The sequence below is a fragment of the Coprococcus sp. OM06-34AC genome (assembly GCF_003462545.1).
Taxonomy (GTDB): domain Bacteria; phylum Bacillota; class Clostridia; order Lachnospirales; family Lachnospiraceae; genus Coprococcus; species Coprococcus aceti.
In genome coordinates, this window is record NZ_QTZF01000001.1 from 479,623 (window position 1) to 503,468 (window position 23,846).

The following is a 23,846-nucleotide window of genomic DNA, read 5'->3' on the forward strand; positions in this document are numbered from 1 at the left end:
CCCACAAATACTTTCATTGAATGTGGCTATATACTTATATAGTATGTATTCCACTCTAAAAAAAGTATTGCCCATGACAGTACCGGTTATTCGTTAATCCAGAAGATAGTTTACCTGTCCAAGCTCTCTGCCGTCCCTTATGTATGTTCTCGGAACTCGTCTTGATATGTTACATACCAGCTCGTAATTAAAGCTGTTGGCAGGCGCTGCCACCTCCTCGACAGTTACCTCTCTGTCTCCATCCTGTCCGATGAGAGTTACGTCATCTCTTACTTTTACACCATCAATGTGGCTCACGTCAACCATGAACTGATCCATGCACACCCTTCCGATGATCGGAGCATACTCTCCATGGATGATAACTCGGCCTATATTGGACTGTGCTCTTGGGTATCCATCGGCATATCCTGCCGACACCGTCGCAACCTTTATATCATGATCCGCTATATAGGACCATCCATATCCTATACCTGTTCCGGCTTTTACGTCCTTCACAAATATAACCTTGGACATAAGTCTCATAGCAGGTTTCAAAGCCGCTATATTCTTATCTACTTCATCTGATGGATAAAGTCCGTATGTGACTATTCCCGATCTGACCATATCAAAATCCGAATTGTCCATCTCCATGATACCCGCACTGTTAGATATATGCCTTACAGGTATGTGTATTCCAAGTGCCTCAAGCTGGCTGTTTATCCACCTGAACTTCTCAAGCTGACCATTTGCAGCGGTCTTGTCGAGTTCATCAGCCTTTGCGTAATGGGTAAATATCCCCTCTATCTCTATGCCCGGCATCTGACTGATCTTTTCTATGTTCTTCACGCCATCTTCATCACATGTGAATCCGATTCTTCCCATGCCTGTATCGACCTTGATATGGATCTTTGCCTTTGTATTCATGCTCACCGCCAAATCCGAGAGCTTCTGTGCATCGTCCACCTCATACATGGCAGGTCTAACATCATATCTGATAATCAGTTCGTAATCCGAGGGATCTGTGTAGCCCAGTATCAATATGGGCTTATCTATATTTGCTCTTCTGAGCTCCAAAGCCTCATCGATGAATGCCACTGCAAAGAAATCCACCAGATCATCAAGTGCCTCTGCCACCTCGACAGCGCCGTGTCCATAGGCGTCTGCCTTTATGACCGCCAGCATCTTCTTATCACCGTCTATAAGCCTTTTCATAGCCGTGATATTATCCCTTATATTGTCAAGATTTATCACAGCCTGCACTCTGTTAAAGTTACTGTTGTCCATCATGTTCTGCTCCTTTTATAACCTCCGATATAGCGCTCACTATATCCCTGGCTATCATTGCATTTCTTCCTCTGTGCTCTGCCGCCATATCTCCTGCCAACCCATGTATATATACTCCCAGCTTCGCAGCCTCATACGCACCAAGTCCGGTGCAGACAAGCCCAGCTATTATCCCGGCAAGCACATCCCCTGCCCCCGCAGTTGACATACCGTTATTACCGGATGTGTTTATGTACACATCCCTGCCGTCACTTACGCATGTTCTGGCATCTTTCAGCGCACTTACAACATTATACTCCATCGAAAAGTCTTTGCACACCTCTAATATATTCTTTTTTATATCCGGTATGGCGACGCCTGTAAGTCTTGACATCTCTCCTATATGTGGTGTTACGATCACCGGTCCTCTGTGTCTTCCAAGAATATCGGGCTTTTCGGATATTATGTTCAAGGCATCCGCATCCGCGATCACGGTCTGCACGGCCTCGCACATAATATATTCCACCATGCTCCTTGCCGCATCGCCTTTTCCTATACCAGGACCGATCAGTATGGCATCCGACCACTCCACGGCATCCCTTGCACACTGCTCCGCTTCATCTTTGTTGCTATAGCACATAAGCACTGCCTCAGGAATTCTTACTCCTGCTATCTCCTTGTTGTCGATATGTGTGTATATCTTCACAAGCCCTGTTCCCATCCTGTATGCAGCCTCCGCCGCAAATGTCATGGCACCGGACATGTCTCTGCTTCCAGCTATCACCGCAAGCTTTCCATATGTTCCCTTATTTGATGAATCACTCCGTCCCGGAAGCATGCACAGATCGTCTCTGTTGTAGGAATATGCCACCGGGTGTACTCTGTCCACTTCAGCCTGTGCAAATCCTATGTCTCTCACAACGACCTCTCCGCTTATCTCGCAGCCGGGATAAAATATCAGCCCTCTTTTATTCAGTCCAAATGTGACCGTCATGCCTGCCCTGAATGCACATCCCATGATCTGCCCCGTGCTGGCATCCACACCTGACGGGGTATCTATGGCAACCTTAAAGCCGACAAGTCCGTTCATCGTCTCTATGGTCTCTCTCCATATTCCCGCCACATCACGCTTGAGTCCGACGCCAAATATTCCGTCCACAACCACATCGTAATCATTGTCAATGATGTGATCCGTCACCTGTATGCCGATTTTTTTCGCTATTTCAAGCTGATATGAAAAGCTGTCGCTTACTCTCGATATTCCATTTATATAACAGACATGGACAATATCTCCCTGCTGGTACAGAAGTCTCGCAAGAGCCAGTCCGTCCCCGCCGTTATTGCCGCCTTCAACAACCACAAGGCACTTTAATTTTCTGTCCGCGTTTATAGACTTCAGTCTGGAATTTATCTCCTCCAGCACGGTGATCGCAGCTCTCTCCATAAGCAGGATCCCTGGCACACCCTTTTCCTCTATGGTCAGCCTGTCTATCTCCTGCATCTCTGTTCGGTCTGCAACATAAAACATATTTCTGCCTCCTTATTGAAGAAAACGGATAATTTCTCTCGAAATTACCCGTTTTATACTTACCTATAAAAATCTTCCGATCTCTTCCTTATCTCTTCTTGAGGAAATCAGGAATCTTGATACTCTCTGTCTTTGGTCTTGACACATGTGCCGGCTCAACTGGTGTTGATGTTACAGGTGTCTGCTGTGCTGGTGTCACAGGTGCTGTGTATGCTGGCTTTGCTGCCGGAGCAGTCTCAGTTGTCTGACCGCCGAGGAACGATGGTCTTGTGCTTGTCTGAGTGCTGTGTGTTCCAAGGCTCTGGCCTGCATATGTAGCAGTCTTTGGCTCTGCAGCAGGTGTTGTTGTAACTGCTGGCTTAGGTGTGGTCATTGTTCCCATAGGAGATGCAGTACCTGCATATCTTGCGGTGACATCGCTCTCGCCTGATCTCTCAAGACCTGTAGCAATGATCGTGATGCTTATATCCTCACCCATGTTGTCATTGTCAACTGTACCGAAGATGATGTTGACTCCATCTCCAGCCTGCTCTGTAAGATATGTAACAGCATCATAAGCCTCAACGATACCAATGTTACCTGAGAAGTTTACGATGATATCTGTTGCACCCGAAACGGTTGTCTCAAGAAGTGGTGAATCCATAGCCTCCTTGATGGCGTCAACAGCCTTGTTCTCTCCGCTTGCTGAACCTATACCGATATGAGCGATACCCTTATCTCTCATAACTGTCTGTATATCTGCAAAGTCAAGGTTGATAAGCCCCGGCTTATTGATAAGGTCTGTAACACCCTGAACACCCTGCTGAAGTACCTGATCTGCCTTCTTCAGCGCATCAGGAATACTTGTTCTCTTATCACAGATCTGAAGGAGCTTGTCGTTAGGGATAACAATAAGTGTATCCACATTCTCCTTAAGTCTCTCTATACCTTCGATTGCGTTTCTCATACGAGGCTTGCCCTCAAAACCAAATGGCTTTGTGACAACTCCGACTGTGAGGATACCAAGGTTACGTGCCATCTCTGCAACGACAGGGGCAGCGCCTGTTCCTGTTCCACCACCCATACCACATGTTACGAATACCATGTTGGCGTCCTTGATGATGTCTACGATCTCTTCTCTATTCTCCTCTACAGCGCTGGCACCGATCTCAGGCTTTGCACCAGCACCAAGACCCTTGGTAAGTTTCTCACCTATCTGGATCTTTGTTGTAGCTCTGCTGAGTGAAAGAGCCTGCTTATCTGTATTGATAGCGATAAGTTCCACTCCCTCAACATTCTCATCGATCATTCTGTTAACAGCATTGTTACCTGCACCGCCGACACCAATTACAAGAATCCTTGCCGGTGTTCTCTCGTCATTTGATTTTATCTCAAGCACGGTTGCATCCTCCTTATATACTTATTCTTTATCCATCAATCATTGTCATCTGCTCAAAAGCTGACCGTTTTATCGCATTAGTACCTATATAATACGATTTTTTATATCATTACGCAAGAAATTTTTTATTTATTTTCTTTAAAGATAACGTTCCTCTGCGATTCACTGTAATTCGACATATCAAGAGTTCCCTTTTTACCCTTCACGCTCTCAAGTATGCTCTCAAGATTCATGAATTTCGTCTCCAGGTTTTCACCGTCGCCGATCCTGATCTTTATTCCATCCTTGTGAAGTATGAGATTCTGATCTGTGTCATAAGTAATCTTGTCTATCTGTATTCCGCTCTTGTAAATGAGCTGTGTCATAGTCAGTATCTCCTGGAAGAATCCCGAATCACCGACATCAAGCTTCTTTCCCTGCTCCACGCTGTCACTTGTAAGTCCCTCTATACAAGGAACATCATCAAGCTTTGCATCGGATATCTCGAGCACGATACCATCGCCATCAAAATATGCATACTGATCGTTGTACTTTATGCAGCCCGCCATGGCCTTCTCGTACACCGTGATCTCTACTGAATTCCTGTTCACATATGTGACGTCTATCTTATCTATAAAGGTTACATCCTGGGCAGGATTCAGTCTGCTCTCAAGTATAAACAGCAGCGTATTGCCATAATCCTTACCGCCGGTCACGATATCGACCATCTGTTGGTCAGTGTAGTGATCAGTTCCGGTCACTTTTATGGACTTCAATTTATAACATGTACGTATGTATACAAACGCTATAGCACACAGCACCACCAGAATGAGAAGTATCTTGAGAACTATCTTGAATATCCTTGCCGCCTTCTCACGTCTCGCCTTTCTTCTGGCAAGTTTCTCCGCCTGCAGCTTCTTCTTTCTCTCTATCTCCTCCGGGGTAAGCTTTCTGCGCTCTTTTTTGCGTTTTTTCTTGTTCTTCTTTTTTGCAGCAACCGCCTGATCTTGCTTACGCCTGCGTCTCTCCTCGGATCTGCGGTTTTCTGCATCCTCTCTGCGCATCCGGTCATCCGGTCTGCGACGCTCTCCATCCTGTCTCCTGCGCACCTGCTCATCAGATCTACGACGCTCTCCATCTGGTCTCCTGCGCACCTGCTCATCAGATCTGCGGTGCTCTCCATCTGGTCTCCTGCGCACCTGTTTGTCAGATCTGCGGCGCTCTCCGTCTGGTCTCCTGCGCACCTGTTCGTCAGATCTGCGGCGCTCTCCGTCTGGTCTTCTGCGCACCTGCTCGTCAGATCTGCGACGCTCTCCGTCTGGTCTTCTGCGCGCCTGTTCGCCTGTTCTGCGGTGCTCCCCATCAGGCCTTCTTCGTGTCTGCTCATCCGTCCTGCGGCGCATATCTCCGTCTGCTCTCCGCTGTCCATTGCGGCTGTCTGTCTGCTGTCTTCTCTTATCAACCGGAACCTTCACCCTTCCGTCGAGGCGTTTTCCGGTCATGACATCCACATAGCCGCTTTCACGTCTGGTCTGCGCAACATCAACATTTCTGCTCATTCTATTTTTATTAACATTTCGTCTATTGTTGTTTTCCATTCAAATCTTCCTTTAAAGGATCTGTCATATGTCTGTTTCGTCATACGAAATTCCTCTGGATACGGACATCACTATCCCCATCTCCATCAGAATGAAAATTATCGAACTTCCGCCATAACTGACAAATGGCATCGGCACACCTGTCGGCGGAATGGTATTCGTGACAACACTCACATTTATCAGCAGTTGGACCGCCACATGTGCCATCACTCCCGCTGTGAGCATGCTTCCAAATCTGTCTCTGGCATTCATGGCCGTCACAGCCATCCGCCTAAGTAATATAAGAAAAACGATAAGTATAAATGCCGCTCCGACAATTCCGAGCTCCTCACACACGACTGAGAATATCATATCATTATGTGACTCCGGAATAAACCCCATCTTTTGGACACTTCTCCCAAAGCCCACTCCAAACAGTCCACCGGAACCAACGGCATATAACGACTGAACCGTCTGATAGCCATCTGCGTAATTCTCAGGATCAAGCCATATCTTGACTCTGTTCGCCCTGTAGCCTGCGAACATTATGAAAAGCACACTCCCGACAACACCAAATATACCGATCAGAACAAAATGTCTGACCCTGGGGCTTCCCACAAACAATATTACAAAAAGGATTGCAAAACAGATTATAGCCGTGCTGAGATTCTCCACACCGATCAGGGCTATGGTGATCACGGGCAGGATCATTACCTTTATAAGGCAGCCCGGTCTGCACAGATTTTTGCTCTCCACGGCAGTCCTCGCCGAGGTGTAGATTATGATCGCCGTCTTGGCATATTCTGATGGCTGAAATCCTATAGGTCCAATATATATCCATCTTGCTGACCCATGGCTGGCCGTTCCTATTATCAGCACCACCACCTGAAGAACAAGTGATGACAGCAAAATGACCGCAGACAGCCTGAGCAGTCGCCTGTAGTCATATCTTGACACTATGTACATGGCGAGGATCGCCAGCAACATATAAAGTGCCTGTCTTTTAAAAAAGTACATCTGATCTCCGTACAGGTCGTACGCCCTGTAACTGCTCGTACTGTATATCATGGCAAGCCCAAATATCAGAATCATCCCCAGCGCCAGGAGCATGGTCACATCCACATATCCTCCCGGACACCGTTTTCGTGCATCTCTCACTCTATCTTCTGAAACCTCAGGACCTCCATGCAATCAGATCACTCCTTATAGCTTCTTACATACTCCTTGAACATATCGCCTCTCTGCTCGTAGTTGTCAAACTGTCCCCAGCTTGCACATGCAGGTGAGAGAAGCACCGCATCTCCGTCAACCGCATTCTCATGGCAATATGCTACCGCATCCTGAAGATTCTCCTCAAATATAATTGAGTTAAATCCATGTCTCTTTGCACAGTCAGCTATCTTCTGCGCAGTCTGGCCTATGAGAACAAGCCACTTTACCTTGCCGTCAAACGCCTCTATCCACTCGTCGTACTCAGAACCCTTGTCGTAGCCTCCACCTATGAGGAATGTAGGAGCCACCATGGCCTGTATTCCCTTTATGGCTGCATCAGGGTTTGTTCCCTTTGAATCATTGTAGTATGCAACACCATCGACGGTGTCAACATATTCTATTCTATGAGCAACAGCCTTGAATGATGTTGCAACATCTCTGATAACATCAACAGGGACTCCCATATAATATGATATTCCAACTGCTGCCAGAACATTCTCAACATTGTGAGCTCCCATGAGCTTAAGATCCTTAATGGCAAGTACATTGATCTTCTTATCGCCATCCTCGAGGATGATATCTCCATCCTCTACATATACTCCACCGGCCGGCTTCTCCAGTCTGCTGAAATATACTACATGGCAATGATCCTTTGCCTTCTCTCCCATGGCGCGTGTATGCTCATCATCATAGTTGAGGACTGTCACATCATCCATGGTCTGATTCTTTGTTATTGAAAACTTTACATTTCCATAATTCTCAAATGTATAGTGCCTGTTCAGATGATCCGGAGTCAGGTTGAGTATTGCACTGACATTCGGATGAAAATCTATAACCGTCTCAAGCTGGAAACTGCTTATCTCTGCAACTGTATCTGAATCATCGTCTGTTGTGTCGCACAGCTCTGTGTAAGGTATTCCAATATTTCCCACAACGATGGTCTTGGCATTGTGTGCCTTGACTATATCTCCCACAAGGGCTGTAGTTGTAGTCTTGCCGTTTGTTCCTGTTATGGCTGCTATCTTACCCTTACCATAATGGTATGCCAGCTCTATCTCACTCCAGATAGGTATTCCCGCATTTCTCACCACATCTGTAAATGGCGCATCAACAGGGATTCCCGGACTGATGACCATGAGCTGTGATGATGAGAGGGCATCCTCTCCAAGCTCACCGAGTTCTATCTGAACAAGCTCTGAATCGCCTGTCTTCTCCTTTATCGCCTCTATATCTCTGTCCTTGTTCTCATCGAACAGATAAACCTTTACTCCATGATTTACCAGAAGCTTGGTTGCACTGATTCCACTCTTTCCTGTTCCTGCTACTATCGCTGTATTGATCTCCATATCATTTCACCATGGTGCACCACTGCACCATTTTCTCCTTTCTACATTACAGAGCCAGTAAACCTACCACACAGAGGACTGCAGTCACTATAGAAAATATAGCAACGACCTTTGACTCAGGCCATCCACCGAGCTCAAAATGATGATGTATAGGTGCCATTCTGAACACTCTCTTGCCTGTAAGCTTGAATGAAACAACCTGTATTATAACTGATAATACTTCAATGAAGTATATGAAAGCTATTATAACTATGAATATAGGCATCTTGAGCATATACGCTGTTGATGCAACAAATCCACCGAGCGCCAGAGAACCTGTATCTCCCATGAATACCTTTGCAGGGTACACATTGTACACAAGGAAGCCAAGAAGACATCCAACCGCTGCGCAGGCAACCGGAGCAACACCTGAGCCTGTTCCCACTGCTACAACCGCAAAGAATGTGGCTATGAGAACCGTGACTGATGACGCAAGTCCGTCAAGTCCATCTGTGAAGTTCGCACCATTAACTGTTCCAAGCACGATGAAGAACAACAGTATCACATAGAGTGTGCTGTTGAGCTGAACCGTCTTGCCAAGGAATGGTATTATAAGCTCATTGTTGATATCTGAATACTTCTCTACATAATATGCAAATACTCCCGTAACGACAATCTGTCCGAGCATCTTCTGCCATGCGTGAAGTCCCATTGATCTCTTCATAACAACTTTGATGTAATCATCGATAAATCCGATAAGTCCAAATCCAAGTGTCACAAAAAGCACCGGAAGGACATCCGGATATTTCTTCATATAGATAAGCGTCGTGATCGTAAGTGACAGAAGGATTATAAGTCCACCCATGGTTGGTGTTCCGGCCTTCTTCAAATGTGCCTGTGGGCCGTCATCCCTGACAAACTGACCGAACTTGAGCTTCTTCAGGAACGGTATAACTATAGGGCACAGCACCACGCTGATACAGAATGCTATCACTACCGGTAAAACAATCTTTAAATCTAAATTCATTTTGTACTCCTTACCTGCCCGCACACCGCGGACTATGTATTTCTTAAACTGTTTTCAGACTGAGATAAATTTAATACTCATTTGTGGCTTTGTCAATTCCCAAATAGGGAAGAATATTCAAAAAAATATCTCTCACAACAGGGGCCGCTATGGTTCCTCCATAATATGTGCCCTCGGGCTCATCTATTAGCACGACCGTCAGGACTTGAGGATCATCCGCCGGCGCAAATCCTATAAAAGAAGATATGTATCTGCCTGTTCCTCTGGGAAGTTTCTCGCTCGTGGCGGTCTTTCCGCCTATCCTGCAGCCCTCTATGGCACACTTTGATCCGCCGCCCTCGGCAACGACTGCCTCAAGCATCTCCCGCATCTTCTGTGATGTCCCCTCATCTATAACCTGTCTCTGCTCGTCAAATTCAATGGCTGTAATAGTTTCTTTACTGCTGTCTATTATCCTTTTTCCCAAATGTGGAGTTACCGTATGCCCTCCATTCACAACCGTGCACACTGCAGATATGAACTGTATCGGAGTCACCTGGAATGACTGTCCAAACGACATGGTGGCAAGCTCTACCGGCCCGACATTTTCCTTCTTATGCATGATGGAGTTTGCCTCTCCGGGAAGGTCTATTCCGCTCTGACTGAACAATCCCAGCTTGTGATAATACTCGTACATGCCATCCACACCTGTTCTCTCTCCTATCTCCATAAACGCCGGATTGCAGGAATTCATGAGCGCCTCCTTAAGGCTCTGGCTTCCATGGCCCGTGGTCTTGCTGCACCTTATCCTTCTGTCCTCAACTATCTTATATCCCGGGCAGAAAAAGTTTGAGTTGCTGTCGACCGCTCCTTTCTCGAGTGCTGCCGTCAGTGTTATTATCTTGGCGGTTGATCCCGGCTCATATGTGTCGCTTATCAGATAATTTCTCCACATATTGTTCAGCTCATCCATATTACCGGCTGTAGGCAGCAACATGGATGTCCCGGATGCGCTGTTATTTCTCTCTGCATCTTCCCTTGTGTCTGTCTCTCCACCGTTCTCTGGCTTAACCAGTTTGAACGGTTCGTTCAGATTGTATTCCGGCACATCCACCATGGCATATATCTCGCCATTTTGGGGATTGATCGTTATTGCACACACCCTGTTTGCTTTTTTCTCGATCAGGACTTTCTCTGCAGCCTGTGTCACATATCTCTGTATATTGAGATCCAGTGTTGTCACGAGATCATTTCCGGAAATGGGCTCTGTCCTGGTTTCTGAATATTCCGCAAGCTCTATTCCCCTTGCATCCGTGACCGCATTTATGCTTCCATTTGTCCCTGTGAGCACACTGTCATATGTCACCTCAAGGCCCAGTATTCCCTGATTGTCAGCACCGGTGAAGCCTATAACCTTCGATGCAAGGGTATCATATGGATAGCTGCGCTTGTAATCCTCGTCCACCTTGATCCCCGGAACAGCAGCCGCCTTGATCTTTTTTCCGGTCTCCTTGTCTACATTTGTCGCTATGAGCTCCCTTGAGGATACCTTCTCCACCTTCTTCCTGATGTCTGCCGGATCCTTATCCAGATATCTTGTAAGAAGCTCTGTGACCTCCGCCTCATCCTCTATCTGGCTGTGTATCACGGATATTGAACACACCGCCTTGTTGTCCGCTATGATATTGCCATTTCTGTCGTATATCCTTCCCCTGGGAGCTTTTATGCTTCTCTCCCTCTCATGCAGGGAATCTGCTTTCTCACTATAGTATTCTCCCCTGTAGAGCATTATGTATGCAAGACGGCCAACTATAACTCCCAGCGCTAGGGCCGCCATAACGAACACAAACTTTATCCTCCGCCTGTTATAACTGTATACCTTCAACTCTTGATCCCGGACTTTTTTATTATCATATTAGCCGGATGCCTCATGTATTCGCCTATTCGTGTACAAATCTATCTCTGCATTAAAAAAGCACCGGAGGTGTATCTGCACCTTCGATGCTTTGGTTTACTGTGTAAATTATCATTCGCCGGAATAGTCCTCGTCACCGCTCCACGTATCCGTGTCATCGCCTGTTCCGCTGTCATCCTCCCATGTATCGTCCGCCGTATAACTGTCGTCTGCCGTATCGTCATACGACGTGTCATCCGCCGATGTGTCGTCGGTCGATGTATCATCCGCTGATGTATCTTCCGCTGATGTGTCCTCAGCAGCCGCATCCTCTGTTGCCGCCTCTGTATCTGCAGTCTCTGTATCCGTGTCAAATGCTGATGATAGCGGTTCCTCCGTTCCGTCATAAGCCACATCATCTCCGTTTGTTGAGTATACATTCAGGTATGGAAGGAGATCCTGCATAACCTGATTGAACAGCTTTGCTCCTGCTCCTGATCCTGACTGATCCTCAACATGAGGCTCATCAACTACAACGTAAAGCATGATCTGAGGATTCTCAACAGGGGTGAATCCTATGAATGACAGTACATATTTTCCATTTCCTCGAGGAAGCTTCTCGGCTGTACCTGTCTTACCACCGATGGTGTAGCCCTCTATTCCAGCCGCATATCCTGTACCTTCCTCAACAACCGCCTGGAGGTATGTCTTCATGTAATCCGACACTTCCTTGGATATGGTCTTTCTGACAAGCACCGGATCCATATTCTCAACCACATTTCCGTCTGAATCCAGAAGTCTCTTGACAACATGTGGCACATAATAATTTCCGCCGTTTATTACAGAACAGAATCCCGTTGCCATCTGGATCATGGATGTTGTAACACCCTGTCCAAATGAAGATGTCGCAAGCTCTGTAGGATTAAGATTCTCCACATCGTACTTAATACCTGTCGTCTCACCTTCGAGATCTATTCCTGTCTTGGAACCAATGTTAAATATCACCTGATATTTGTCAAATGTCTCTGGTCCCTCCTTGTCCGCTATCTGCATCAATGCATCATTACATGAAACAGCCAGAGCTCTCTTGACGTCTACCATTCCGTGTCCTGCTCTGTAACTACAGTAAATAGGGCTCTCTCCCTCGACTACGACCTGTGAACCATCACAGAGGAATTCATCTCCGTCTGAGATTACTCCATCCTCCATGGCTCCCGCTATGGTAAATGCCTTGTATGTTGAACCCGGCTCAAACACATCACTTATACAGTAATTCTGCCATACATAGTTGAGTGCCTCATATAACTGGTCTGATGTAAATCCATCTATCGTGCTATGGAACTCTTCATCCGACATCTTTGAGAAATCGTATTCCACTTCCTCAGTCTTTACATTCTTCTGTTCGGTGGTCGCTTCTGTGGATGATTCTGTGGTAGTGCCATCCTCGCTGCTCTCCGTTGTTGCTGTTGTATTTTTCTTTGCACTCTCAACGCTTATCAGGCTGTCCGCATTCTCATCTGCACCCTCGATCTCAACCTCCTGGGTTACGGTGACTGTCATGTTCCTGAGCGCCTGTGTGTTCATCGGGTCATTTGGATCGTAGGTACGTGAGCTTGCCATTCCAAGTATCTCGCCATTGTTTGGATCCATTGCTATGATACCTATCTGCTTAGCACCTGTATTCTGCATATACTCAGTGATGTTGTCCTCTATAATCTTCTGTATGTTCATATCTATGGTGGATACTACTGTCTCACCATTCTGGGCTGCCACAGTCTCCGAGTCAACGCCGCCTAATCCCGACATATATCTGTAAGTCTTGCCATCCACACCGTTTAAGTAGTCATTATAATAGCCCTCAATACCACCCTGTCCAACATTTCCGCTGGCGGTGTATCCGAGCAGGTGACACGCCAGAGATCCATTTGGGTAATTTCTCTTATACACCGTCTCGAATCTCACTCCTATGACATCTGCGCCCTCATCGGTCTTACAGTAATCCTCAAATGCCTTAACCTTTGTATATGGAAGATCCTTGAGGACTACCTCATAATAAGAATCCTCATTTGCAATGTGCTTGTCAAAATCGTCTCCTGACACATCGAAATACTCCAGCACCGCAGCTCTTGTTGCCGCCTTTCCCTTCTCCGTGATCAGAATATTCACAGGCTCAAGTATCAGGCTGTAGGTCTTCTCACTGTTTGCAAGGACATTTCCATTTCTGTCCAGTATCTCGCCTCTCTCATACGGAATATCCGTGGAATTGTAGTCCATCTGCAGAACCACCGCCTCCGAATACTCCTTTCCATTTGCCACGTTGATATACACAACTCTTATGGTGAGTGCCACCAGAACTCCCACCACCAGCAAATATGCGATCTTGGTCTTTCTTCTCATTCCTTTTAAAAATAGCTTTGATCTCTTTGACATTTTATCTTTCCACCTTAAAAATTAAATATCCCTAAGACTACTTGGCCTTAGGGACATCCTTGTACTGTACTACGTAATCATCATTATTCTGTGAATAGTATAATGTTTGTCCCGGCTGTGAGTATACCATGCCGAGCTTAGTAGTTGCAATATTATATATCTCATCCAGATCTGTCATGGAATCAAGTCCTGCGCTGTAGCTTGCATTCTCGTCAAGCTGTGTTGCCACCTGGCTCTTCAGCGTTGCCACTGACTCCTTCTGTGACTTGACATCTGATGTAAGTTTCAGAAGATAACAGCACAGCGCCACCGCAACGATTATCGCAGCAACCATGCCCGCCGTATATCTTATTTGTGCGTTTGTAACTGCCTTTCTCTGTGCCTTTCTGGCTGCAAGCTCTCGTCTCTCTCTGTCAGTCAGATGAGATGATCCCTGTTTCTTTCTTCGCGCCGGCTGTGGAGCTCTCTCAGGTCTAACTGAAGGCTGTGGTCTTCTCGCCGGAGCGGCTGAGCCTCTGACTACAGCTTCGCGGGATCTGTTACGTCCAGCCCGGTCATCATAATTCAGTTGTCTTGCAGAACTACCCTCTGTGTAGTATCTTCTATCTGCCATCTATATCGCCTCTTTCATTTATATCTGTCAAATTGCCTCAAACACTCTGAGCTTTGAGCTCTTTGATCTGGAATTCTCCTCAAGCTCCCTTTCTCCCGGTATGATCGGTTTCCTCGTTATCACCTTGCCGAGAGGCTTTCTTCCGCATGTGCACACCGGAAAGTTCGGTGGACAAATGCATGGATTTTCATTTTTCCTGAATGCTAGCTTCACTATCCGGTCCTCAAGGGAATGAAATGTGATGATACACAATCTTCCTCCCGGATTCAGGCTTGCTATCATGCCGTCTATTGAATCCCTGAGCACATCAAGCTCTCTGTTAAGCTCTATCCTGATCGCCTGAAATGTCTGCTTGGACGGATGTCCCTGTCCATTCCTCGCCTTTGCCGGTATGGAGCCACGGATTATATCATTGAGCTCTTCGGTGGTCTCTATCACCTTGTTCTCACGGTACTTGCAAATGTGGTATGCAATACTCTTTGCATATCTCTCCTCTCCATAATCCTTAAGTATACGGAACAGCTCAGCCTCGGAATAATCATTGACTATATCCTTTGCAGTCTTTGTCTGCCTGTTGTCCATCCTCATATCCAGTGGAGCATCAACCCGATATGTGAATCCTCTATCCGCATTATCGAGTTGATATGAAGACACTCCCAGATCAAGGAGTATCCCGTCCACCTTCTGTATGTTCAGTTCATCCAATATCCTTCTGAAATTCTGGTAATTATCCCTGACTATGGTCACCTTATCTCCATACGGCTCAAGTCTCTTCGACGCTGCAGCTATGGCATCCTCATCCTGGTCGATACCTATAAGCCTGCCGCCCTCACCAAGCCTCTTCACAATCTGCTCTGAGTGTCCGGCTCCCCCTAATGTGCCATCCACGTAGATGCCATCCGGCTTGATATTCAGGTTGTCGATGGTCTCCTCAAGCAAGACCGACTTGTGCGCAAATTCCATAATCAATTACCATTCTCTTCTAAAAACTAAAATCAAGTGCATCAAGCTCATCTGCAAGCTCGTCCATGCTGGCCTGATTATCACTCATGTTCTCAGGGCCATCCCACTCTTCCTTGCTCCAGATCTCCGCTTTCTCACCGTTACCGATGACATACACATCCTTGTCTATATGAGCATATTCTCTCTGCTTCGGAGATAGAAGTATTCTTCCCTGTGCATCCGGCTCACACTTGACCGCTCCGGCAAGGAAACCTCTCTTGAAGGCTCTGGCCGTTCTGTTGGTCATAGGAAGCTTGTTCAGCTTCTCAACGAACTCCTCCCACTCTGTCATTCCATATACATAGAGACAGCAGTCTATTCCTTTGGTTACCATGAATGACTCCCCGAGTTCCGAACGAAGTTTTAATGGCATGATCAGTCTTCCTTTTGCATCAAGCTTATGTTCATATTCACCTGATAAGCATCTGGACATCCCGATCTCCTCCTTTCGTATAACTCCGGTTCAATCACCACTTTCCACCACTTAGTTGCACAATAATGCCACTTGTAACCACTATTCTATACTATAGCCCCCCAAATTGCAACCCTGTTATATGAAAAAAGTGTGTGCAAATACGCAAAAAAGCCTGTAGATCTAACAGTTTTCACTGTCAAACCTACAGGCTTTTTGTGGTGGGGACAAATCCCAGTTTTTTCCCATTTCGTGGGGGATATCTCCACCTTGTGGGTATTTATCTGTATTGTCTCCCTGTTATATTATTTTTATTGCCACTTTTTCTGCGCTGAAATGCTATTTTGTGGCATCTTTGTCATCTTTCTTTTTTTCTCCAGCGTCATCTGATCCACCACTGGTCTCCACTTCTGTACCGGCAGCGTCTGCTTCACCACTGGTCTCCACTTCTGTATCCGCAGGATCACATTCGCCACTAATCTTCACTTCTGTGCCAGCGGCGTCTCCCATCACTGCAGCAGGCCAGCCACGCTTGGCACATCTTACATAATTTATGACAAGCAGTACCACGGCAGTTACAAAGCATACAAGTGCAAGCGCCTGGGATACCTTGATCCCTGTATTGCCGATCATCAGGGAATCACTTCTGAGACCTTCGACGATAAATCTTCCGAGTCCGTATCCTCCCACATATATAAGAGCGAACTCTCCTTTGAATTTCTTGTGCTTTCTATATATAAATAAGAACACAAGCAGCATAAGATTCCATAAGGACTCATACAGGAATGTCGGATGGACCGTTATGCAATCCATGCCGTCTATATTCACCACATTATCCAGCATCTTCTGTGTGATGACACCGGTTCTCTCCAGATAATCAAGATTGCCCTCTGATCTGTAGTAATCAAGCGGAATCGCCATGGCCATCTTACTGTTCGTATATGCGCCAAATGCTTCTCTGTTGAAGAAGTTTCCAAATCTTCCAAGTATCTGTCCGATCAGTATTCCGAATGTGGCTGTATCCGCCATGAGCACAAAGCTTACTTTTCTCACCTTGCAGAAGATTACCGCTGTGATGACTCCTGCGATGATTCCACCGTATATGGCAAGTCCGCCGCCTCTGATATTCAGCATGGCTTTGAGTGTAGCTCCCACATCGCCCTGCACTATATACTGGTCAAGTCTGAACAGGATATAGTAGAGTCTTGCTCCAAGTATGGCCGGGATGATAAGTATAAGTATGAAATCCAGATACATTTCAGGATTCTGTTTTGTTCTCTTTGCCTCGTTGGTGACAAGTACATATGCCAGCAGGAATCCTATCATGATGATGATCCCGTAGAACCTCACCTCAAAGCTTCCTATATTGATATGGTCACCTATATTTCTGAGGGTTATCCCAAGATTCGGAAAGAATATGCTTCTAAAATATTCTGATATCTGAGACATATCGTTACATCCTCCTAGATTCATTTACACGTTGAACTTGAAGAGAATAACATCTCCATCCTCAACCACATATTCCTTGCCTTCCTGTCTCACAAGACCCTTTTCCTTTGCAGCAAGCATGCTTCCGCAGTCCATGAGATCCTTGTAGCTGACAACCTCAGCCTTGATGAAACCTCTCTCAAAATCTGAATGGATCTTGCCGGCTGCCCCGGGTGCCTTTGTACCCTTCTTGATGGTCCATGCCCTTGACTCTGTCTCTCCGGCTGTCAGATAACTGATAAGACCGAGAAGTGAGTAGCTTGCCTTGATAAGCTTGTCAAGGCCTGACTCCTTAACTCCAAGATCCTCGAGGAACATCTTCTTCTCCTCATCGTCAAGCTCTGCCAGCTCCTGCTCTATCTGTGCACATACTACAAATACCTCTGCATCAAAGTCCTTTGCGTATTCCTTTACCTTCTGTACATTCTCATTTGAAGCGCCATCGTCCGCAATGTCTTCCTCGCCTACATTTGCGGCAAATATTACAGGCTTCCATGTGAGAAGGTTATATTCCTCTATCCACGCCTGCTCGTCCTCATCTGCAACCTCTATGGTCTTGGCAAGCTTGCCATCCTCAAGGTGAGCCTTGATCCTCTGCTGGAAGTCAAGCTCCTTCGCAAGCATCTTGTCATTTCTTGCACCTCTGATCGTCTTGGCGATCCTTCTGTCGAGCACCTCTATATCTGAGAAGATCAGTTCCAGATTGATGGTCTCTATATCTCTGATTGGGTCTACGGAACCGTCAACGTGGATGACATTTGTATCCTCAAAGCATCTTACAACGTGAACTATGGCATCAACCTCTCTGATATTTGCAAGGAACTGGTTTCCAAGTCCTTCACCCTTTGATGCACCCTTTACAAGGCCCGCTATATCTACAAATTCTATAACAGCAGGTGTTGTCTTGGCTGAGTTGTACATCTCTGTGAGCTTGTCCAGTCTCTCATCTGGCACTGCAACGATTCCTACATTTGGATCTATTGTACAGAACGGATAGTTAGCTGATTCCGCTCCTGCCTTTGTAAGTGAATTGAAAAGTGTACTTTTTCCCACGTTTGGGAGTCCTACGATACCTAATTTCATTTTTTCTATTTTCCTTTCTTAAAGCCTTGATTTTGCTTGATATTCTGACTTTGCCGATTATATGGTGTACCATTTAGTGTACCATCTGTTTTCAGGGCGCAAAAAGCCCCAATAGCACGGTAATTGTACTACACCCGTGGCTTAATTTCAATGTTTATAATTATTATCGGAATCCCATAACTATTTTTTACCCAGTGCCTCCTTCAAAACTACAACAGCCAGCCGGGGTTCACCCCCGGCTGGCTGCTACATTTTATCAGTTCAGATATTTCTCCATCACTGTGTTCAATTTTTCAAAATCAAGCGGTTTCGCTATGTGTTCATCCATCCCCGTGTTCTTTGCAAGCTGCACATCCTCAGCAAATGCATTTGCGGTCATGGCTATGATAGGAATCTGGCCTCTTCTTCCAGGCAGTGCTCTTATAGCGGCGGTGGCCTCATACCCATTCATGACCGGCATCTGAACATCCATAAACACTATGTCATACCAGTTCTCGGAGGCATTCTCTATCCTCTCCACAGCCTCCCTGCCATTCTCAACGATCTCCACACTGGCTCCCGTCATTCCTATGATCTCCGATGCGATCTCACTGTTCAGATCATTGTCCTCCACAAGAAGGACTCTCCTGTCCGAATAATCAGATCTTTTGATATTCTTCAGGTAATCCCTGGCGGAACCATCCGTTTTCTCATTCACTATGCGAACCAGTGTTGCCGTAAGACGTGAACGGAACAACGGCTTTGCAATAAATGCATCCACACCTGCTGCCCTTGCCTCATCCTCTATCTCACTGTAATCATATGAAGTGAGCACTATGATGGTCACATCCCTGCCAATACGCTCTCTTATACGTCTCGTTGCCTCAATGCCGTCCATCTTTGGCATCTTCCAGTCCATAATGATCGCAAAGTAATCATCATTTCTCTCATGCCTTGCATATGCTCTGGCGACAGCCTCCTCACCCGAGGTTACCCACTCTCCGGCAATTCCTATCTCACCCAGAGTCTGAACCGTACTCTCACAGCATAACTCATCATCATCCACCACCAGCACAGGCAGATCTGCCAGCTCCTTTATCTGGTCGATCTCCCTCTCCTTAAGCCTTAGGAATATGGTGACTGTGATCTTCGTGCCCCTGTTCAGGACACTGTCAACCTGAATATTGCCATTCATCATGTTTACTATATTCTGTGTGATCGCCATTCCAAGACCTGTGCCCTGGATCTTCGTAGTCCTGTTATCATCAGCACGGGTAAATGGCTGGAACATGATCTTCTGGAAATCCTCATCCATGCCAATGCCATCATCCTCTATGCTGAACACATAACATCCAAGCTCCGACTGGCCGTTTGGCCGCTCCTCGATGGAGAATACTATATGTCCTCCATCCGGGGTATATTTGACGGAGTTGCTCATAAGGTTCATAAACACCTGCTGTATCCTCAGTGTGTCGACATATACGTCCTCATGCTCGATGTTTTTTATATTCACCTCAAGGCTGTGATGGTGCTCATCCATCTCTGATTTCGCCATGGAGATGAGATTGTCCACAAGCTCTGAGAGATTAAACTCCTCCTCGGCCAGGGATATTCTCCCGCTCTCTATACGTGCCATATCGAGGACTTCATTGACCAATCCCAACAAATGTCTGCTGGCTCTGGTTGTCTTGCCCAGGCATTCAAGCACCTTATCCGGACGATCTATGTTGGCTCCCGCAATAGCCGTCAGGCCAACTATCGCATTCATAGGTGTTCTTATGTCATGCGACATATTCGTGAGGAATTCGGTCTTCGCTCTGTTCGCCCTCTCCGCGGCCTGATACGCGTCCTTAAGAGCCTTGCGTCCCTTAATTTCCTGCTTCTTCTCCTGAGTTATATCCATGGATGCCCACAGCACTCTGGTAAGTACACCTTTCTTCCACTCGATAGGCACAAATGACGCACTCCTGTAGCATTCCTCTTCCATATTGCAATACTCAAACTTATACACATCCGATGCCTTTGTGAGGTTATTTCTCAGATTCTCAGGCTTCAGCAGATCTGTCAGTGAATCAGCAGGAGGCAGTGTCTTATATCTGCTCTCTACACGCCTTATCAGATCACTATAACGTCCCTCTGGCGGATAATCCGATTTTATATTTATCATGAAATATTCATATGTGTCATTTTCCAGATCGCATATAGCGAAATGATCCACCAGTCTTGTGACACTCTGAAGGAGATGCCCCATAGCTTCATTGTCCGCAGACATCTGCCTGTGTATCTCAGCCTCCCGTTTTGCCGCGGTGATATCCCTCAGGAATATGATCGCATACTGCGATTGCTCACGATCTCCACGGAGAATGACATTCCTCGTCCAGTGCTTCTCTCCATGTATAGTGATGCCACATTCCAGACTCAGCTCCCCGTCACACTCACCAAGCCTTCTGGCTATATATCTTCTGTCGTAGAACCTGGCAACCTCATGCCTGAACTCCTCGCACACGTAATTGTCTATAAATGCCGATATAAGTTCATCCCATGTATCGCTGCTCTCAAAGATGGTCATAAGCGACGGCTCAACCTTCATGGAGTCAAATGTATTCTCCTCAAGATTCACGTAATACTCACACAGATTGGTCTTCGTAAAGGCATTGTGGAAAGCAGCTGCCCTCTTCTGCTGCATCTCCAGATCCTTCTCCACGTTAATATTTATAAATGTACCTGTTATCCTGCGGGCTGTGCCATCTGTACGCCTTATCACCTCTGCCTTTGCACGGAACCACTGATAATCTCCATCCAGCATCCGCAGCCTGTACTCCACATCGTATTTATATGCATTTGTCTTATCAGTGACCACAGCCTTCAGGCTGTCCAATACCCGGTCCTTATCGGCCGGATGAAGCAGTCTTGTCCATGAAGATATGTCATTCGGGAAATCTATGATGTCGTGATATCCCAGCATAGTTCTGAACGCATGGCTCCAATATACTTCCTGCAGATCTCCAGTCTCATCAAAATCAAAGTACCACATACCTGACTTCATTGCGCCATTGATGAGAGTCACATTCTCATGCTCCCAGTCAAGCCTTGCGGACATTATCCATACAGGCGTTCCATCCCTGTCCACGGAATCCTCCTTGAATATCCTGACAGTCACCGGGGTTCCGTCACTTGTCAGCATCTCCCCCTCTCCAAGTCCTCTAATCTGGCGTAAATGATCTGCGTCCAGAAAACTTGTATTCTCTCCATAGAACACAGACCTGAGTGATCCTCCTGTACATCGCTGGAATTCCTCATAGCTGTAACCAAGGTTATACAGCATGAAATCACTGACCGACAGTATCGTCAGTTCGTCATCATAATAGCCGATGATCGTTCCAACGGCATTGTTGTTATTTATCGTTCTCTGTATTGTCCGCGAAGCCTCTTCTCCGATCATGGATGCATTACCCAGGCCCCCAGCCTCACCATACACTCTCTCATCATTCATTCTAACTACACGCTTTCCTCTCTGATAACATGATAAATACATTTCAGTTAACACATCTTAAGCGCTCGGATCACACAAAAAGCGACTGTCAAAGAATACACTCCGACAGTCGCTTTTAATAAATATAATTATACTCCTCTTTATACATACTAGTTCCAACAGGGAAATTATACTGCAACCGGCTGTCATAGTCCGAAACAGTTCTCTGTTTTCAGACCTTAGACCCATATGGCTTTGTGTCACCGCTTTTCAACGGGTTTACTAAATATTTATTTTTCAAATTCTTTTCATATAGATTACAATTTTCTGATTAAAGTATTATAATCATTTGTTTTATTTGTCAAGCATTTATTTAATTATTTTCAGGTCTTTTCCGTTTTCCACTTCTTTGACATAACGATGTAGAATATGACGTTGAGCACGATGCCGACACATGTGGCTATCGGCGCTGCAAGTCCTATATTTGTAAGGCTCGCATCCGGCTGTATACTCATGTAATAGGCAAGAGGCAGTCTAACGACCAATGTCTGGATAAGTCCCTGTATCATGACCCACAGTGACTTCTCATGTCCATTGAAATATCCTATCATGCTGAACAGCACCGCGGTGAGTATAGTCTCAGGTGCAAAGCCCCTCAGGTACTCGAAGCCCCTCTGTATAACAGCCGCGTCAGTGGTAAAGATCGATGTCAATTTGTCACCAAAGAACCACACGCCAATGAATACCACCACGCCTACAGATAGTCCTATGCCCATACCGGTAAGCATCGCTTTTCTCGCTCTGTCCTCTTTTCCAGCTCCAACATTCTGCGATACAAATGAAGCCATGGACTGCATAAGCGAGCTTGGTACCAGCATGGCAAAGCTGACTATCTTGCAGGCAACGCCATATCCTGATGATGCCTCCAGGCCAAGTCTGTTGATAAATGCACACAGCGCCAGAAATGACATCTGCGTGAGAAATTCCTGCATCGCCAGCGGAAGCCCAACTGAGAGCAATCTTCTGCACTGTCTGTTTAATCTGAAATCTTTTCTTGATATCTTAAATGGAAGCTTTTTCTTCTTCAGCAGCACAAGCGCTAGGACAACACTAACCGCCTGGGCAACCACTGTTGCTATGGCTGCACCCGCAGCGTCAAGATGACATCCCGCAACCAGGATAAGGTCACCGATAACATTTACTATACATGCCACAAACACAAATATAAGAGGTGATTTGCTGTCTCCAAAACCTCTGAATATCGCGGTGAGCACATTGTAGGCCATAATGAAAAATATTCCGCCTCCGCATATCCTCACATACGACGATGTAAGAGTGACCGCCTCAGCCGGTGCCTGCATCAACACTGACAAAGGTCTTGCAAACGTCACCATGACAACTGCCAGCACCACCGCAAGTATTGCAAATATGGTCGTGGCACCTCCGAGAAGCTCTCCTATCTGATCCGTGTTCTTCTCGCCTATATATCTGGCAATAAGCACTGTGACACCCATAGCAAGTGCTATTATCACAAATGTAACCAGATTGAGGACCTGGCTGCCTGTAGATACGGCTGAAAGTCCCGCCGTCGAACCGAATCTTCCAACCACCAGCAGATCAACCGCACCATATGCAGCCTGAAGTATCAGTGCTCCAAGAATCGGTCCCATGAATGGGAGCATTTTTCTAATTATACTTCCCTGTGTAAAATCTGTTTTATCCTGTACACTCATCTTATGTCTTGACTCCTTTTGCTCATAACATCATAAATTTTTTCAATGGTCGCTATCATAATATCTGCATCTTCATCTGTGATATCGGTAAGAGACTCCCCCAGTCCTGTGAAATACTCATCAACATATTTGCAAACCAGATCTCTGCCAGCCTGAGTGCTCCTGATATACACAAAACGTCCATCCGCCTCTGAAGCCTTCTTTTCAACAAATCCCAAGCGTTCCATATCCTTTATCGTCTTTGTCACGCCCGGTCTTGGGAGCCCCAGCTCATCACTTATATCACTGACCTTTACCTCAGTCTCAGACCTCTCAAATCTCGTTATCACATCAAGATAATGTATATGAGTCGGTGTGACTCCATTTGGCAGCTTTGGCATCATATCTCTGACTCTCTTAGCTTGATAGCAGGCATCCATCACCTGTTTTATCTTTTCCTTTGTCATAGCATTCCTTCCTGTAAATTTATCAAATATTATTTTATTGTTATTTC

Annotated in this window: 17 protein-coding genes and 1 riboswitch; all 17 genes read right to left on the bottom strand. The window is 46.1% G+C overall.

Features of this window, described 5'->3' with window-relative positions; genetic code table 11:
* Positions 1-93: 93 nt before the first annotated feature.
* The 17 genes from alr to DXB91_RS02195 all read right to left on the bottom strand — a co-directional run bounded on the left by alr (position 94) and on the right by DXB91_RS02195 (position 23,799).
* Positions 94-1,266 carry an alanine racemase gene (gene alr / locus DXB91_RS02115; RefSeq protein WP_330416291.1) on the bottom strand — a complete coding sequence of 391 codons (1,173 nt, stop codon included), beginning with the start codon at positions 1,264-1,266 and terminating at the stop codon, positions 94-96.
* Positions 1,250-2,770 carry an NAD(P)H-hydrate dehydratase gene (locus DXB91_RS02120; RefSeq protein ID WP_118016699.1) on the bottom strand — a complete coding sequence of 507 codons (1,521 nt, stop codon included), beginning with the start codon at positions 2,768-2,770 and terminating at the stop codon, positions 1,250-1,252. The genes alr and DXB91_RS02120 overlap by 17 nt, the downstream gene beginning before the upstream one ends.
* An 88-nt stretch (positions 2,771-2,858) precedes the next feature.
* Complete coding sequence (gene ftsZ, locus DXB91_RS02125) at positions 2,859-4,148, bottom strand: cell division protein FtsZ (protein ID WP_022217215.1); 1,290 nt, start codon at positions 4,146-4,148, stop codon at positions 2,859-2,861.
* 125 nt (positions 4,149-4,273) lie between these two features.
* A complete protein-coding gene (locus tag DXB91_RS02130) occupies positions 4,274-5,725 on the bottom strand; it encodes a cell division protein FtsQ/DivIB (protein WP_118016700.1) in 1,452 nt (483 codons plus the stop codon).
* Between the two features lie 24 nt (positions 5,726-5,749).
* Entirely contained in the window at positions 5,750-6,895 is a 1,146-nt protein-coding gene (locus DXB91_RS02135) for an FtsW/RodA/SpoVE family cell cycle protein (protein WP_118016701.1), read from the bottom strand.
* 5 nt (positions 6,896-6,900) lie between these two features.
* Positions 6,901-8,262, bottom strand: coding sequence for a UDP-N-acetylmuramoyl-L-alanine--D-glutamate ligase (gene murD, locus DXB91_RS02140; protein WP_118016702.1), 1,362 nt, complete (start codon positions 8,260-8,262; stop codon positions 6,901-6,903).
* Between the two features lie 46 nt (positions 8,263-8,308).
* A complete protein-coding gene (gene mraY / locus DXB91_RS02145) occupies positions 8,309-9,268 on the bottom strand; it encodes a phospho-N-acetylmuramoyl-pentapeptide-transferase (protein WP_118016703.1) in 960 nt (319 codons plus the stop codon).
* Between the two features lie 70 nt (positions 9,269-9,338).
* Positions 9,339-11,084: a peptidoglycan D,D-transpeptidase FtsI family protein gene (locus DXB91_RS02150; RefSeq protein ID WP_118016802.1), complete on the bottom strand. Its 1,746-nt coding sequence runs from the start codon at positions 11,082-11,084 to the stop codon at positions 9,339-9,341.
* Positions 11,085-11,273: 189 nt separating this feature from the next.
* Complete coding sequence (locus tag DXB91_RS02155; RefSeq protein ID WP_118016704.1) at positions 11,274-13,571, bottom strand: peptidoglycan D,D-transpeptidase FtsI family protein; 2,298 nt, start codon at positions 13,569-13,571, stop codon at positions 11,274-11,276.
* A gap of 37 nt (positions 13,572-13,608) precedes the next feature.
* Positions 13,609-14,184, bottom strand: a complete 576-nt coding sequence (locus DXB91_RS02160; protein WP_015533169.1) for a hypothetical protein — start codon at positions 14,182-14,184, stop codon at positions 13,609-13,611.
* 27 nt (positions 14,185-14,211) lie between these two features.
* The gene (gene rsmH, locus DXB91_RS02165; protein WP_015533170.1) at positions 14,212-15,147 is read right to left on the bottom strand and encodes a 16S rRNA (cytosine(1402)-N(4))-methyltransferase RsmH; all 936 of its coding nucleotides are present in this window, start codon (positions 15,145-15,147) and stop codon (positions 14,212-14,214) included.
* Between the two features lie 19 nt (positions 15,148-15,166).
* Positions 15,167-15,619, bottom strand: a complete 453-nt coding sequence (mraZ, locus tag DXB91_RS02170) for a division/cell wall cluster transcriptional repressor MraZ (RefSeq protein ID WP_015533171.1) — start codon at positions 15,617-15,619, stop codon at positions 15,167-15,169.
* Between the two features lie 318 nt (positions 15,620-15,937).
* A complete protein-coding gene (gene lgt, locus DXB91_RS02175) occupies positions 15,938-17,047 on the bottom strand; it encodes a prolipoprotein diacylglyceryl transferase (protein WP_118016705.1) in 1,110 nt (369 codons plus the stop codon).
* 24 nt (positions 17,048-17,071) lie between these two features.
* The gene (gene ychF, locus DXB91_RS02180) at positions 17,072-18,169 is read right to left on the bottom strand and encodes a redox-regulated ATPase YchF (RefSeq protein WP_055223899.1); all 1,098 of its coding nucleotides are present in this window, start codon (positions 18,167-18,169) and stop codon (positions 17,072-17,074) included.
* A 256-nt stretch (positions 18,170-18,425) separates the two neighbouring features.
* Positions 18,426-21,641 carry a response regulator gene (locus tag DXB91_RS02185; protein WP_330416292.1) on the bottom strand — a complete coding sequence of 1,072 codons (3,216 nt, stop codon included), beginning with the start codon at positions 21,639-21,641 and terminating at the stop codon, positions 18,426-18,428.
* A 170-nt stretch (positions 21,642-21,811) separates the two neighbouring features.
* Positions 21,812-21,914: riboswitch (cyclic di-GMP riboswitch) on the bottom strand.
* Positions 21,915-22,003: 89 nt separating this feature from the next.
* Positions 22,004-23,353 (bottom strand): MATE family efflux transporter, encoded by a 1,350-nt coding sequence (locus DXB91_RS02190; protein ID WP_118016706.1) that lies wholly within the window; start codon positions 23,351-23,353, stop codon positions 22,004-22,006.
* Positions 23,350-23,799: a MarR family winged helix-turn-helix transcriptional regulator gene (locus DXB91_RS02195; protein ID WP_118016707.1), complete on the bottom strand. Its 450-nt coding sequence runs from the start codon at positions 23,797-23,799 to the stop codon at positions 23,350-23,352. The genes DXB91_RS02190 and DXB91_RS02195 overlap by 4 nt, the downstream gene beginning before the upstream one ends.
* Between the last annotated feature and the right edge of the window lie 47 nt (positions 23,800-23,846).

What these genes read in the sequence shown, in the direction of transcription:
- alr (WP_330416291.1), bottom strand. Translation starts at nt 1,266, where the DNA reads ATGATGGACAACAGTAACTTTAACAGAGTGCAGGCTGTGATAAATCTT.
- DXB91_RS02120 (WP_118016699.1), bottom strand. Translation starts at nt 2,770, where the DNA reads ATGTTTTATGTTGCAGACCGAACAGAGATGCAGGAGATAGACAGGCTG.
- DXB91_RS02130 (WP_118016700.1), bottom strand. Translation starts at nt 5,725, where the DNA reads ATGGAAAACAACAATAGACGAAATGTTAATAAAAATAGAATGAGCAGA.
- murD (WP_118016702.1), bottom strand. Translation starts at nt 8,262, where the DNA reads ATGGAGATCAATACAGCGATAGTAGCAGGAACAGGAAAGAGTGGAATC.
- mraY (WP_118016703.1), bottom strand. Translation starts at nt 9,268, where the DNA reads ATGAATTTAGATTTAAAGATTGTTTTACCGGTAGTGATAGCATTCTGT.
- DXB91_RS02150 (WP_118016802.1), bottom strand. Translation starts at nt 11,084, where the DNA reads ATGGCGGCCCTAGCGCTGGGAGTTATAGTTGGCCGTCTTGCATACATA.
- DXB91_RS02155 (WP_118016704.1), bottom strand. Translation starts at nt 13,571, where the DNA reads ATGTCAAAGAGATCAAAGCTATTTTTAAAAGGAATGAGAAGAAAGACC.
- DXB91_RS02160 (WP_015533169.1), bottom strand. Translation starts at nt 14,184, where the DNA reads ATGGCAGATAGAAGATACTACACAGAGGGTAGTTCTGCAAGACAACTG.
- rsmH (WP_015533170.1), bottom strand. Translation starts at nt 15,147, where the DNA reads ATGGAATTTGCGCACAAGTCGGTCTTGCTTGAGGAGACCATCGACAAC.
- mraZ (WP_015533171.1), bottom strand. Translation starts at nt 15,619, where the DNA reads ATGTCCAGATGCTTATCAGGTGAATATGAACATAAGCTTGATGCAAAA.
- lgt (WP_118016705.1), bottom strand. Translation starts at nt 17,047, where the DNA reads ATGTCTCAGATATCAGAATATTTTAGAAGCATATTCTTTCCGAATCTT.
- ychF (WP_055223899.1), bottom strand. Translation starts at nt 18,169, where the DNA reads ATGAAATTAGGTATCGTAGGACTCCCAAACGTGGGAAAAAGTACACTT.
- DXB91_RS02185 (WP_330416292.1), bottom strand. Translation starts at nt 21,641, where the DNA reads ATGAATGATGAGAGAGTGTATGGTGAGGCTGGGGGCCTGGGTAATGCA.
- DXB91_RS02190 (WP_118016706.1), bottom strand. Translation starts at nt 23,353, where the DNA reads ATGAGTGTACAGGATAAAACAGATTTTACACAGGGAAGTATAATTAGA.
- DXB91_RS02195 (WP_118016707.1), bottom strand. Translation starts at nt 23,799, where the DNA reads ATGACAAAGGAAAAGATAAAACAGGTGATGGATGCCTGCTATCAAGCT.